This is a genomic window from Pseudomonas sp. NPDC086112, assembly GCF_044746425.1.
Taxonomy (GTDB): domain Bacteria; phylum Pseudomonadota; class Gammaproteobacteria; order Pseudomonadales; family Pseudomonadaceae; genus Aquipseudomonas.
The window spans coordinates 78,915-91,960 of record NZ_JBIVCD010000007.1 but is presented as its reverse complement, the minus strand read 5'-3'; the positions used below and the strand labels follow the sequence as shown (position 1 = coordinate 91,960).

At 58.6% G+C, this 13,046-nt stretch carries 16 protein-coding genes; 13 read left to right on the top strand and 3 right to left on the bottom strand.

Going from position 1 to position 13,046, the window contains the following annotated elements; translation table 11 throughout:
- Nucleotides 1–4: 4 nt before the first annotated feature.
- Complete coding sequence (locus ACIPLA_RS07665) at nt 5–796, top strand: hypothetical protein (protein ID WP_192346965.1); 792 nt, start codon at nt 5–7, stop codon at nt 794–796.
- A gap of 113 nt (nt 797–909) precedes the next feature.
- On the opposite strand, the gene prmB is transcribed toward ACIPLA_RS07665, so the two are convergent.
- Entirely contained in the window at nt 910–1,818 is a 909-nt protein-coding gene (prmB, locus tag ACIPLA_RS07660; protein WP_008005645.1) for a 50S ribosomal protein L3 N(5)-glutamine methyltransferase, read from the bottom strand.
- Nucleotides 1,819–2,056: 238 nt separating this feature from the next.
- Here prmB and ACIPLA_RS07655 point away from each other — a divergent pair, with 238 nt between their 5' ends.
- The 5 genes from ACIPLA_RS07655 to ACIPLA_RS07635 all read left to right on the top strand — a co-directional run bounded on the left by ACIPLA_RS07655 (nt 2,057) and on the right by ACIPLA_RS07635 (nt 4,830).
- Nucleotides 2,057–2,647, top strand: coding sequence for a cysteine hydrolase family protein (locus ACIPLA_RS07655; protein WP_401172758.1), 591 nt, complete (start codon nt 2,057–2,059; stop codon nt 2,645–2,647).
- A 131-nt stretch (nt 2,648–2,778) separates the two neighbouring features.
- On the top strand, nt 2,779–3,099 hold the full coding sequence (locus tag ACIPLA_RS07650; RefSeq protein ID WP_007898816.1) for a hypothetical protein: 321 nt from the start codon (nt 2,779–2,781) through the stop codon (nt 3,097–3,099).
- Nucleotides 3,100–3,174: 75 nt separating this feature from the next.
- Nucleotides 3,175–3,732, top strand: coding sequence for a Smr/MutS family protein (locus tag ACIPLA_RS07645; RefSeq protein WP_007898817.1), 558 nt, complete (start codon nt 3,175–3,177; stop codon nt 3,730–3,732).
- A 77-nt stretch (nt 3,733–3,809) separates the two neighbouring features.
- Entirely contained in the window at nt 3,810–4,355 is a 546-nt protein-coding gene (folE, locus tag ACIPLA_RS07640; protein WP_007898818.1) for a GTP cyclohydrolase I FolE, read from the top strand.
- Nucleotides 4,356–4,458: 103 nt separating this feature from the next.
- A complete protein-coding gene (locus tag ACIPLA_RS07635; protein ID WP_218394266.1) occupies nt 4,459–4,830 on the top strand; it encodes a glutathione S-transferase N-terminal domain-containing protein in 372 nt (123 codons plus the stop codon).
- A gap of 185 nt (nt 4,831–5,015) precedes the next feature.
- On the opposite strand, the gene ACIPLA_RS07630 is transcribed toward ACIPLA_RS07635, so the two are convergent.
- A complete protein-coding gene (locus tag ACIPLA_RS07630) occupies nt 5,016–6,182 on the bottom strand; it encodes a PLP-dependent aminotransferase family protein (protein WP_401172755.1) in 1,167 nt (388 codons plus the stop codon).
- Between the two features lie 81 nt (nt 6,183–6,263).
- Here ACIPLA_RS07630 and ACIPLA_RS07625 point away from each other — a divergent pair, with 81 nt between their 5' ends.
- The 3 genes from ACIPLA_RS07625 to ACIPLA_RS07615 all read left to right on the top strand — a co-directional run bounded on the left by ACIPLA_RS07625 (nt 6,264) and on the right by ACIPLA_RS07615 (nt 9,126).
- The gene (locus ACIPLA_RS07625) at nt 6,264–6,707 is read left to right on the top strand and encodes a MarR family winged helix-turn-helix transcriptional regulator (protein WP_218394264.1); all 444 of its coding nucleotides are present in this window, start codon (nt 6,264–6,266) and stop codon (nt 6,705–6,707) included.
- Nucleotides 6,708–7,070: 363 nt separating this feature from the next.
- Complete coding sequence (locus ACIPLA_RS07620; RefSeq protein ID WP_192346971.1) at nt 7,071–8,420, top strand: NCS2 family permease; 1,350 nt, start codon at nt 7,071–7,073, stop codon at nt 8,418–8,420.
- Between the two features lie 79 nt (nt 8,421–8,499).
- The gene (locus ACIPLA_RS07615; protein WP_401172752.1) at nt 8,500–9,126 is read left to right on the top strand and encodes a LysE family translocator; all 627 of its coding nucleotides are present in this window, start codon (nt 8,500–8,502) and stop codon (nt 9,124–9,126) included.
- Nucleotides 9,127–9,339: 213 nt separating this feature from the next.
- On the opposite strand, the gene uraH is transcribed toward ACIPLA_RS07615, so the two are convergent.
- Entirely contained in the window at nt 9,340–9,693 is a 354-nt protein-coding gene (uraH, locus tag ACIPLA_RS07610; protein ID WP_401172750.1) for a hydroxyisourate hydrolase, read from the bottom strand.
- A 435-nt stretch (nt 9,694–10,128) separates the two neighbouring features.
- On the opposite strand from uraH, the gene puuE reads away from it, so the two are divergent.
- The 4 genes from puuE to ACIPLA_RS07590 form a co-directional block, all read left to right on the top strand.
- A complete protein-coding gene (gene puuE / locus ACIPLA_RS07605; RefSeq protein ID WP_218394261.1) occupies nt 10,129–11,055 on the top strand; it encodes an allantoinase PuuE in 927 nt (308 codons plus the stop codon).
- Nucleotides 11,052–11,567: a 2-oxo-4-hydroxy-4-carboxy-5-ureidoimidazoline decarboxylase gene (uraD, locus tag ACIPLA_RS07600; RefSeq protein WP_218394260.1), complete on the top strand. Its 516-nt coding sequence runs from the start codon at nt 11,052–11,054 to the stop codon at nt 11,565–11,567. The genes puuE and uraD overlap by 4 nt, the downstream gene beginning before the upstream one ends.
- A 77-nt stretch (nt 11,568–11,644) precedes the next feature.
- Nucleotides 11,645–12,640, top strand: coding sequence for an allantoicase (gene alc, locus ACIPLA_RS07595; RefSeq protein ID WP_401172747.1), 996 nt, complete (start codon nt 11,645–11,647; stop codon nt 12,638–12,640).
- A 122-nt stretch (nt 12,641–12,762) separates the two neighbouring features.
- On the top strand, nt 12,763–13,046 hold a 284-nt coding region (locus tag ACIPLA_RS07590; RefSeq protein WP_401172745.1), incomplete at its 3' end, for an ureidoglycolate lyase.

Genomic DNA, 13,046 nt, shown 5'->3' with positions numbered 1-13,046 from the left:
CGTTATGACTGATACCCAGACTTCACCCGACACCACCGCTGAAAAAGACGCACCGCCAGCGGTCGAGCTGCCGTGGGCGGACGTCCACGTCGAGCACCACAAAATGCTCCGTCTGGCGCCGCTGCAAACCGACCGCAACACCGGTGGGCGGCCGTTGCGCTTTGTCGAATTCGGTTACGCCGAACGCAATAGCAAGGAACACAGCCTGCTGCGCATGACCATCAAGCTGCCGGGCCAGCGGGTGCGCAAAGAACAGAATCATCTGGATGTCTGGGTTGATCACGCGGCCAAACGCGTGCATTTCGGCCCGGAAAGTGGCTTGCAGATCGAGCCGATGAACCGTGGCATCGGGCGTTATATGGCCGCTCAGGGCATTACGTGGGCGAAGAAAAGATGGCCCGCCTACACCGTCGACGGCACTGACTTGAACAACAAGGATGCGCTGAACGAAGACACTCGCCTGCGCCGCGATCACTTTCTGCGGGTGCACGGTTTTGACGTGGTCTACGCCGACGCCCAGCATTTGAAGGGCAGCGTTAAAGAGGTGTCGGTCGGTGATTTGCTCGGCGACTGGAACAGCGAAAAGTTGCAGCAGGTAGAAATCCTCGAAGCCGCGCAGATGCTCCAGCAAGCCGAGCAGAACCTGGCGGAACAGGAAGTCAAACTGAAGAAGCACGAAGAAAAAGTCAGCAAGTACAAACGCGAAGACGCCGGGCTGCGTTTTACCATTACCTGTCTGGTGGCGTTTGCGGTGTTTCAGGCGGGGTTGTTGATCTGGATTGCTACGCACCGCTGAGGGTTTTAGACCGCGGCGCGGCGATTCGCGGGCAAGCCTCGCTCCTACAGATTTGGTGTGGCCCATCATTTGGACCTGTAGGAGCGAGGCTTGCCCGCGAAGGCTTTCTCAGGTCAGACGCGAGAAGCGAACAGCGCCTGATGATCGCGGCACTGCTCCGCCGTCAGCATGAACACCCCATGCCCACCGCGCTCGAACTCCAGCCAGGCGAAGTCGACTTCCGGGTACAGCGCCTCGACGTGAACCTGGCTGTTACCCACCTCGACAATCAACAAACCTTTCTCGGTCAGATGATCCGCCGCTTCGGCGAGCATGCGGCGCACCAGGTTCAAACCGTCGTCGCCACAGGCCAGGCCCAGCTCCGGTTCGTGCTGATATTCGTCCGGCATGTCGGCGAAATCTTCCGCATCGACGTAGGGCGGGTTCGACACAATCAGGTCGAAACGTTGACCCGGCAAGCCATCGAAACCATCGCCCTGAACAGTGAACACGCGCTCATCGACACCGTGACGCTCGATGTTCTGGTTCGCCACTTCCAGCGCTTCGAACGACAGATCGGCCAGTACCACTTCGGCGTTCTGGAACTCGTAGGCACAGGCGATGCCGATGCAACCGGAACCGGTGCACAGGTCGAGAATGCGCGCAGGTTCGGCGCCGAGCCACGGCTCGAAACGCTTTTCGATCAGTTCGCCAATTGGCGAACGCGGGATCAGTACGCGTTCGTCGACAATGAATGACATACCGCAGAACCAGGCTTCACCCAGCAGGTAAGCGGTCGGAATGCGCTCTTCGATGCGACGTTTGAGCAGGCGCTGCAAGTTGACCAGTTCGTCCTCTTCCAAATTGCAGTCGAGGTAGCTATCAGCGATTTCCCACGGCAAGTGCAGCGCACCTAACACCAGTTGACGGGCTTCGTCCCAGGCGTTGTCGGTCCCATGGCCGAAAAACAGATCCTCCCCATGGAAGCGGCTGACGGCCCAACGGATATGGTCACGCAGGGTACGAAGTCGGGAAGTGATCACGGGGCAAACTCCAGAAAAAACGACTGACGATTCTAACAGCCAAAAGACGCCACGACGACGCAGGAAAAACACCGGACCAGATGTAGGACTCTTCTATTTTTTCAGCAAGCTATTGAACAGAACGAGTATCTTGACAAGGCTGCGACCCAACAACGGCGGTGCCTACGATGGTAGCGATTCACAGAAGCGCTCAGCCAGAGGACAATGTCGCAAAAGCCCCACCCGAAGGAGCCCCAGAATGTCCGTTCCAAAAACGATGTTTCAACTCAGCGGCCGTGGTTATGCAGCGGCCAATCTGGGTCATGCGACCCTTGTCATCATCGATGCCCAGAAAGAATACCTCAGCGGCCCCTTGGCACTGAGCGGCATGGATGCTGCCGTCGCGAACATCAAGCAACTGGTGGCCGCTGCCCGTGCAGCCGGTCGGCCGATCGTGCACGTGCGCCACCTTGGCACTGTCGGTGGGCTGTTCGACCCGCAAGGCGAGCGCGGTGAATTCATTCCGGGCCTTGAGCCGCAGAGCGGCGAAACCATCATCGGCAAACTGCTGCCGAGTGCCTTTCACGGCACCGAACTGTATGACCGCCTGCAGGATCTCGGCTCGCTGGACCTGATCGTGTGCGGCTTCATGAGCCATTCCAGCGTCAGCACTACCGTGCGCGCCGCGAAGAACCTGGGCTTTCGTTGCACATTGGTTGAAGACGCCTGCGCGACTCGCGACCTGCCCTACAAGGGTGGCGTCCTGAGCGCCGAGCACGTTCAGCACACCGAAATGGCGATCATGGCGGACAACTTCGCCACCCTCGCCCTGACCCGCGAACTGATCTGATCGACCGTCGATGAGCGGTCCATGCCGCCGCTCATCCGCAAAAGCCTCTCATTTGCTGTAATTGCCCTAGCCTCAGGAACATCCCGGTCAACTCCCGGTCGAAGGGCCGATACCCATTGAGGAAGGTCGGAATGAAGTTATCCGATGGTTTTGATGCACGCCGCTTGCGGCCCAAAGGCCAGAGCAACTGGCGTTTTCGCTTCGGCGCAGCCATTGCCGCTCTGCTGGCGATGTGCGGCGTGCTGCTGGTGATGGCAGGTGCCGCCAGCCTGCTCGGCCAAGCGCCCGCCCTGGGCGAGTTGAATACCAACCGGGTCGGTTCAGCAGTGATTTTGGCGATTGGCCTGTTCGTGCTGTACATCGGGGTGTGGCTGTGGCGCCGCTGCCGCCGCCGTTCGCGTCAATCGCAAGAGCTGAACATGTCCCCGCATTTGATGAAAAAACACGACTAAGCCCAACGCCGGACGTTTTGTCGCGCCCCATTCGTCCCGACTTGGGTAAACTGGCCGCCCTTCGCGGAGGCTGACATGCAAGACGACGATTTTTCCCTGTTCAAAAGCGCGATCCAAGGCGTCAAGCCGATCAAGCACGATCGCGCCGAAACCGGCAAACCCAAGGCCGACCGCGCGCAAATCGCCAAGCTGCGCCAGGCCGCCACTGTGCGCACCGATGCCACCACCGTTGACGGGCTGTCCGATCAGTTCGTCATTGATGTCGGCCCCGAAGATGAGCTGATGTGGGCCCGCGACGGTGTCCAGGAAAGCCAGATGCGCAAGCTCAAGATCGGACAGATTCCGTTCGAAGGCAGTCTCGACCTGCATGGCATGAACGTGGAAAAGGCCCGTGAGACCCTATGGGCCTTTCTGGCCGAAGCGACCAAATTCGAAATCCGCTGCGTACGCGTCACCCACGGCAAAGCGGTGCGCCTGGACGGCAAGCGGCCGATGATCAAAAGCCACGTCAACACCTGGCTACGTCAGCATTCACAGGTGCTTGGCTTCACTTCGTGCCAACCGAAACACGGCGGCGCCGGAGCGGTTTATGTGATGCTCAAACGCACCATGATGGAAGGTCGCGACGAGTGATACCGTCGCTTCACGCTTGCAGCGCCGTGTCCGTCACCGTACCCTTGCCCTTTGCGTAAAATCCCACAGGTAGTTTCATGTCCCTGGAACAGAATTACACCGAGATTCTCGGCCAATTGGGCGAGGACGCCTCCCGCGAGGGCCTGCTCGACACGCCAAAACGTGCCGCCAAAGCCATGCAGTACCTTTGCCGCGGTTATGAACAGACACTGGAAGAGGTCACCAACGGTGCCTTGTTCAGCTCCGACAACAGCGAGATGGTGCTGGTCAAGGACATCGAGCTCTACTCGTTGTGCGAGCACCACATGCTGCCGTTCATCGGCAAGGCCCATGTTGCCTACATCCCGAGCGGCAAGGTCCTGGGGCTGTCGAAAGTCGCGCGGATCGTCGATATGTACGCTCGCCGCCTGCAGATCCAGGAAAACCTCAGTCGCCAGATCGCCGATGCGGTCCAGCAGGTCACCGGCGCCCTGGGCGTGGCGGTGGTGATTGAGGCCAAGCACATGTGCATGATGATGCGCGGTGTGGAGAAACAGAACTCGACGATGATCACCTCGGTGATGCTCGGCGAGTTCCGCGAAAACGCGGCCACCCGCAGCGAGTTTCTCAGCCTGATCAAGTAACTCGCAGTACGAAGAAAACCGGCACTGATCGCCGGTTTTTTTTCGCCTGCGAAAATCAGGTAAGCTGCGCGCCTTTCTTCATTCGCCCCGTGAGGCTTACAACGTGTTCGTCAAAGCGCTTCGTGTCGGCCTCGGCCAACTGATCATCTTCATCGATTTCATTACTCGGCCAGGCAAGAAGCAGCGCCCCGCCGCCGCTCAGGCTCAGGTCGAAGCGGCCGCCAAGGACCTGACCCTGTATCAGTTCCACGCCTGCCCGTTCTGCGTGAAAACCCGCCGCACCCTGCGTCGCCTGAACGTTCCGGTGGCGTTGCGCGATGCCAAGAACAGTGAACAGGATCGCCAGACCCTGCTTGAACAAGGTGGCAAGATCAAGGTGCCGTGCCTGCGCATCGAAGAGAATGGCCAGACCACTTGGATGTATGAGTCCAAGGTGATCATTGATTATCTGGATAAGCGGTTTGCTGCAGCCTGATGATGTGGTGCTGCTGATGGCCTCTTCGCGGGCAAGCCTCGCTCCTACAGGTTGGCGGTGTGTGCGAATGGTCACCTCGCCCCCGTAGGAGCGAGGCTTGCCCGCGAAGGCGTCAGCACAAGCACTACAAATCCTGGGCAAAAATAAACCGGCCGATTGGCCGGTTCGTTGTTTATACCCTCCCCTCAGGCCGCTTCTGCCGCCTGGCCCTCGCGCACCACAGTCGCCAATCGCTTGAGCCCTTCGTCCAGTCGCACCGGGTCGATGTGGCTGAAGTTCAGCCGCAGATGACCGGGATTCTTGTCCGGCTCAGGAAAAAACGGTTCGCCCGGCATAAACGCCACATCCGCCGCTAGCGCAGCCTTGAGCAGCGTGCGCGTATCCAACGGCTGCTTGAGCGTCAGCCAGAAAAACAACCCGCCCTGCGGCACGTTCCACTGCGCCAGATCGGAAAAGTGCGTTTCCAATGCCAACTGAAATGCATCCCGACGAACCCGATAGAAATCACGCAACTCACCCAGATGCTGTTGGTATTTCTCAGTGCCGATCCATTGCAGCGCTTGCCACTGCCCGATGCGGTTGGTGTGCAGATCGGCCGATTGCTTGAGCCGCAGCAAGTGAGGAAACAGGTCTGGGCTGGCGATCAGGTAACCGACCCGCAGGCCCGGCAACAGGGTTTTCGACACGGTGCCGGTGTAGATCCAGCTGGCTTTGTTCAAGCGGCTGATGATCGGCGTGGCGCTGCCGCCGTCGAAGGTCAGTTCGCGGTAGGGTTCGTCTTCGATCAGGGTTACGCCGAACTCGTCGAGCAACGCTGCCACTGCATCGCGCTTAACCTCGCTGTAGCGCACTGCCGACGGGTTCTGAAACGTCGGAATCAGGTAGATGAACGCTGGCTTGTGTTTTTCCAGACGGTTACGCAGTTGTGCCAGGTTCGGGCCATCGGCTTCCAATGGGACGGTGATGCAGTCGGCGCCAAACAGCTGAAAAATCTGCAACGCCGCCAGGTAGGTCGGTGCTTCGAGCAGAATCTCGGTGCCTTTGTCGATGTAGAGCTTGGCCGCCAGATCGAGGGTTTGCTGGGAGCCGCTGACCACCAATACCTGACTCGCCTCACACGGCACACCCAACGCTCGGGCTTCGGCCGCCAGCGCCTCACGCAGCGCCGGTTCGCCTTCACTCATGCCGTATTGCCCCATGGACAGCGACATGTCGGCCCACTCGACTTTCGGCAACATGGCTTCGGCCGGCAAGCCGCCGGCGAACGACATCACTTCCGGACGCTGGGCGGCGGCGAGGATTTCACGGATCAAAGAACTTTTAAGGCGCGAGACACGTTCGGAAAAAGCCATGGGGTCACCGGTAGCGAGGCCTGAGGAAAATGAGTCAAACTGGTTGACCGAAATTACGACAGACCGAACGGATACGTCAACATGCTTGACCTTAAAAACCCCAGCACTCAGCAACAAGCCATGGAAGCGTTTTTCTTCGGTTACCAGGCGTTCACCGCCAAAGCCGACGAAATGCTCGAGCGTCGCGGCTTGAGCCGGGTGCATCAACGCATCGTGTTTTTCATCGCCCGCTACCCTGCCCTCAGCGTCAAGGAGTTGCTGGCGTTGCTCGGCGTGAGCAAGCAGGCGCTGAACATTCCGCTGCGACAATTGGTGGAAATGCATTTGGTGAACAGCGTCGCGTCCGAGACCGACAAGCGTAAGCGGCTGCTGGAACTGACTGCGGAAGGCGCGCGGTTCGAGCAGTCGTTGCGGCGCGAGCAGGTGAAATTGCTCGAGCGGGTATTTGCCGAGGCCGGGGAGACGGCGGTTAATGGGTGGTTGGCGGTGAATCTAAGGTTAGGGGAGAACCAGCAGAAGATTTGATTACCTCAGGTCAGCCTTCGCGGGCAAGCCTCGCTCCTACAGGTTTGATCCTTCCCACGCTCTGCGTGGGAATGCATCCCGTGACGCTCTGCGTCACATCAACGGCGGACGCAGAGCGTCCATGGCGGCATTCCCACGCAGAGCGTGGGAACGATCGTCTATAGCCGATATATCCCGATCAACAAACTTTTCGTCTACAAAATCAAAAACATTATTTGCTTTATTTGTATACAAAAGCATAATTCGCTTCGTGCGAGTTCCTGACCATCAGGTCAACAAATTCGCAAGTACCTCAAAGGGTCGCTGCCGCCCTCATGGGTCCGGCCCTGGAAATAACAATAAAACTCTTGAGGAGTACTCGCTGTGGAAAGCCGCAAATCCGAAGCCCCGACGCTGGAACTCTCGCCGCCATTACACAATGGCTGGCTGGAGCGCATCTTCAAACTCAGCTTGCACGGCACCACGGTGAAGACCGAGCTGATCGCCGGTCTGACAACCTTCATCACCATGGCTTACATCATCTTCGTCAACCCGAACATCATGGCCGATGCCGGCATCGACCACGGTGCGGCGTTCGTCGCCACCTGCATCGCCGCCGCGCTGGGTTGCCTGCTGATGGGCCTGTACGCCAACTGGCCGGTCGGCCTGGCACCGGGCATGGGCCTGAACGCGTTCTTCACTTACACCGTGGTCGGCACCATGGGCTACAACTGGGAAACCGCCCTCGGTGCGGTGTTCGTCTCCGGTGTGTTGTTCATGTTCCTGACCTTTTCCCGGATTCGCGAATGGTTGCTCAACAGCATTCCAGTGAGTTTGCGCTTTGCCATGGGCGCCGGCGTGGGCCTGTTTCTGGGGCTGATCGGTTTGAAAACCGCTGGCATCGTTGTCGATAGCCCGGCCACTCTGATCAAGCTTGGTTCCCTGCGCGAACCTGGCCCGTTGCTGGCGGCCATCTGCTTTCTGATGATTGCCGTGCTCAGCTACCACAAAGTGTTCGGCGCGATCCTCATCAGCATCATCACCGTGACCCTGGCCGGTTGGGGCCTGGGCCTGGTGCACTACGAGGGCATCATGTCTGCCCCGCCGAGCCTGGCACCGACCTGGATGGCCATGAATGTCGCCGGCGTATTCAACGTCAGCATGATCAGCGTGGTACTCGCTTTCCTCTTCGTACACATGTTCGACACCGCCGGCACCCTGATGGGCGTCGCCCAGCGCGCCAACCTGGTGAACGCTGACGGCCGGATCGAAAACCTTTCCCGCGCCATGAAAGCCGACAGTGCTTCCAGCGTATTTGGTGCGGTGGTCGGTGTTCCGCCAGTCACCAGCTATGTGGAAAGTGCCGCTGGCGTAGCAGCGGGTGGTCGGACTGGTCTTACCGCTGTGACCGTAGGTGTGCTATTTATTGCCGCAATGTTTTTTGCACCGCTGGCTGGCATGATCCCCGCTTATGCAACCGCCGGTGCGCTGATTTATGTGGCGATGCTGATGATGGGCGGCATGGCGCATATCGAATGGGACGAAGCCACCGACAGCATTCCGGCGATCGTTACCGCGATCATGATGCCGCTGACCTTCTCGGTCGCCGACGGTATCGCGCTGGGCTTTATCACTTACGTGGTGCTGAAGGCTTTCACCGGTAAACACAAGGAAATTTCCGTCAGTTTGTGGGTGCTCTGCGCGATCTTCATCGCCAAGTTCATTTTCTTGTAAGCCGTCTACGTTTCAAAAACAGTGCTTCAAAACAGCCTCACCCCATCGGGTGAGGCTTTTGCATATAGGGAGGAAAGTGATGAGTCTGGAAACCTGGCTGCTGTTCAGCGGCGCTGCGCTGGTGGTGATCCTGATCCCGGGACCACTGTCGTTGCTGATGATCAGCAACAGTCTGAATTACGGTTTGCGCCGCTCTTACCCGGCGTTTCTGGGAGGCGTGATTGCGTCGATCTGTCTGCTCAGTGCTTCGGCGCTTGGCTTGGGTGCATTGTTGCTGGCGTCGGAACAGCTGTTCAGCGCCCTGAAAATCGTCGGTGCGTTGTACCTGTTCTATCTCGCCTGGCAGAGCTGGCAGCAATCGCGTCAGCCCTCCCAAGGCGCCGAAGTGCCCCAGGCTGCGCCGGTGCCGCGCTTTCGTGCACTGTTCGGGCGCGCGTTCATGCTCGGCGCGAGCAATCCGAAAGACATTTTGTTCTTCGCCGCTTTCCTGCCGCAGTTTTTGGGTGCCGAGCAACCGTTCCTGCCGCAGTTGCTGGTGATGATTGCCACCTGGACCGTGCTGGATTTGCTGTGCAAGTTGGCTTATGGGCTGGGGGCTCACGGCGCGGCGCGGTATTTGCGCAGCGGCAATGGGCAGAGCTGGTTTAACCGGGTGAGTGCGGGGTTGTTCAGTGGTGCGGGTGCCGCTTCATTGTTAAGTCGCTAAAAGCTTCGCGGGCAAGCCTCGCTCCTACAGATTATTTTGTTGTTCTTACATAACGTGAACGACGCAAATCCTGTAGGAGCGAGGCTTGCCCGCGAAGGGTCCCTCCCCTGCACCACATTCTCAGAGCAAAAAAAAGCCCGCAGTGTGAGCGGGCGAAAGACCAAAGAAGCTATATGCGCAGTCGCTTCTCGGAGGAGGCAGCTGCTTGGGGGATCAACTGCCTCGGTATGTGGAATAGCTGTACGGCGAAATCAACAACGGCACGTGGTAGTGATCCTGTTCCGCAGAGATGCCGAAACGCAGCACCACCACATCCAGAAACGCAGGCTCGGGCAGCTGAACCCCACGGGTGCGGTAGTAATCACCCGCATGAAACTGAAGCTGATAAACCCCGGACCGATAGTTATCACCTTGCAGCAGCGGCGAATCGACACGGCCATCGCTGTTGGTAATCGCAGTGGCGACCAATTCCAGCTGCGAACCTTCAACGCGGTACAACTCGACCTTGATCGAGCTGCCCGGGCAACCGTGTGCAGCGTCCAAAACGTGTGTAGTCAAACGTCCCATTGATTCTGCGCGCCTGCCTGCGTGGAGCAGTCAGACCTCGCGCCTCCCGAAGTCAGTTGAAAAGGAGACCGCACCGTTTCGGAGCACGAAAAGCTGCGGCGAGCGACTGATTAAGACATTTTTCATAAAAATTGTACACAATAAAAACGACATTTTTACCGCTACCACCGCCATTCAGGGTTTGTCAGCGAATCTTGCGCCGAACCATAAGATCAGAGGACCTCCTATCCATTAGCTGACCAGTCAGGCAGGTTTCTTGCAGTACCCATCAAAGTGGATAGCCAATGAAAAATGCAAAAAAACAGGCTTACAAAGTGAATATAAAGTTGTATACAATCAACCCATCGCTGTGACGCCAGCCTGCCCTCTCATCGCCAGGCCGCCACACACACCCTGACTTTGAACAAGTCGACACGAACAAGAAGGAAGACTGCAGTGAGCGCTGACTATCCACGCGACCTGATCGGTTACGGCAGTAACCCTCCTCACCCACACTGGCCGGGCAATGCCCGCATCGCGCTGTCCTTCGTGCTCAACTACGAGGAAGGTGGCGAGCGCAATATCCTGCACGGCGATAAAGAGTCCGAAGCGTTCCTCTCGGAAATGGTCTCGGCGCAGCCGTTGCAAGGCGAGCGCAACATGAGCATGGAATCCCTTTACGAGTATGGCAGCCGTGCCGGCGTCTGGCGGATTCTGAAATTGTTCAAGGAATTCGACATCCCGCTGACCATCTTCGCCGTGGCCATGGCCGCCCAGCGTCACCCGGACGTGATCCGCGCCATGGTCGATGCTGGCCATGAAATCTGCAGTCACGGCTACCGCTGGATCGACTACCAGTACATGGACGAAGCGCAGGAACGCGAGCACATGCTCGAAGCGATCCGCATCCTCACCGAAATCACCGGCGAGCGCCCACTGGGCTGGTACACCGGCCGCACCGGCCCGAACACCCGTCGACTGGTGATGGAAGAAGGCGGTTTTCTTTACGACTGCGACACCTACGACGACGACCTGCCCTACTGGGAACCGAACAACCCGACCGGCAAGGCGCATCTGGTGATCCCCTACACCCTGGACACCAACGACATGCGCTTCACTCAGGTCCAGGGCTTCAACAAGGGCGACGACTTTTTCGAATACCTCAAAGACGCGTTCGATGTGCTGTATGCCGAAGGCGCCGAAGCACCGAAGATGTTGTCGATCGGCCTGCACTGCCGCCTGATCGGCCGTCCGGCGCGTCTGGCTTCGCTCAAACGCTTTATCGAATACGCTAAAAGTCATGAACAGGTGTGGTTCAGCCGCCGCGTCGACATCGCTCGCCACTGGCACGCAACCCACCCGTATCAAGGGGCTGCGAAATGAGCCGCTTCCAAACCCTGAAACCATCGACCCTGAGTCGCGACGCCTTTGTCGCCGCCTTCGCCGACATTTACGAACACTCGCCATGGGTGGCCGAGAAGGCCTTCGACCTGGGCCAGGACGCTTCGATCGACGAGATCGAAACCCTGCACCAGCGCATGAGCGACATCTTGTTGAGCGCTGATCACACAAGCCAACTGGCCCTGATCAACGCTCACCCGGACCTGGCCGGCAAAGCCGCCGTCCAGGGCCAACTTACCGCTGCCAGCACTGAAGAACAGTCTGGCGCGGGGATTCACCAATGCTCGAGCGATGAGTTCCAGCGCTTCACCGAGCTGAACGACGCCTACAAGGCCAAGTTCAAGTTTCCCTTCATCATGGCGGTAAAAGGCAGCAACCGGCATCAGATCCTCGCAGCGTTCGAAACGCGCATTCACAACTCGGTCGACACCGAATTCAAATGCGCGCTAGCTGAGATCAACAAGATCGCGTTGTTCCGATTACTGACCCTTTAGCGAGCAGCCCTTGTGAAAAAAGCACCCAGGGCTCCTGCAAGCATCCCAAGCCAACTAATTAAAGGCAGACAAGAAGAATGAAAGCTTACGCCGTACCTTTCGAGAAGTTCGTCAACCTGGCCGACGCCCGTCTGGGCACCAAAATCATCTCGGTCACCGATGACTGGTTCGCCGACGCCAACCGTCTGTTCCAACCGACCACGGCCGTGTGGAAGGAGGGCGTGTTCGATGACAACGGCAAGTGGATGGACGGCTGGGAGTCGCGCCGCAAGCGCTTCGAAGGCTACGACAGCGCGGTGATCCGCCTGGGCGTACCGGGCTCGATCAAGGGCGTGGACATCGACACTTCATTCTTCACCGGCAACTTCCCGCCGTCGGCCTCCCTGGAAGCCTGCTTCCTGGCCTCCGGCGAGCCGGACGAAAATACCCAGTGGACTGAAGTGCTGTCGGCCGTCGAGCTGCAAGGCAACAGCCACCACTACCACGAAATCAACAATGAACAGGCGTTCAGCCACCTGCGCTTCAACATCTACCCGGATGGCGGCGTGGCCCGTCTGCGCGTGTACGGCATTCCGTTCCGCGACTGGTCCGCTGTGGGCGACAACGAACAAGTCGACCTGGCTGCAGCCCTGAACGGCGGCCGGGCGCTGGCCTGCTCCGATGAACACTTCGGCCGCATGAGCAACATCCTCAACCCGGGTCGTGGCATCAACATGGGCGACGGCTGGGAAACCGCCCGTCGTCGCACGCCGGGTAATGACTGGGTGATCGTCGCGCTGGGCCATGCGGGTGAAGTCGAGAAAGTCATCGTCGACACCCTGCACTTCAAGGGCAACTACCCGGACACTTGCTCGATCCAGGGTGCATTCGTGAAAGGCGGCACCGACAGTCAGATCGAAACCCAATCGCTGTTCTGGCGCGAACTGTTGCCAAGCCAGAAGCTGGAAATGCACGCAGAACACACCTTCGCCGAGCAGATCAAGGCGCTGGGCCCGATCACCCACATCCGTCTGAACGTGTTCCCGGATGGTGGTGTGAGCCGCCTGCGGGTATTGGGCAAGGTCGCTAAATAAGCGGTGAGGCCATTCGCGAGCAAGCCCGCTCCCACATTTGAAATGCATTCCCCTGTGGGAGCGGGCTTGCTCGCGAAGACGCCAGAACAGACAACACAGAACTTAACGAAAAGAAGACCAGCATGCGCACATTGACGATTGAACCGCTGACCAAAGAAGCCTTCGCCCCTTTCGGTGACGTGATCGAAACCGACGGCAGCGATCACTTCATGATCAACAACGGTTCGACCATGCGCTTTCACAAACTGGCGACGGTGGAAACCGCTACGCCAGAGGACAAGGCGATCATCAGCATTTTCCGCGCCGATGCGCAGGACATGCCGCTGACCGTCTGCATGCTGGAGCGTCATCCGCTGGGCAGCCAGGCTTTCATTCCGCTGCTCGGCAACCCCTTTCTGATCGTGGT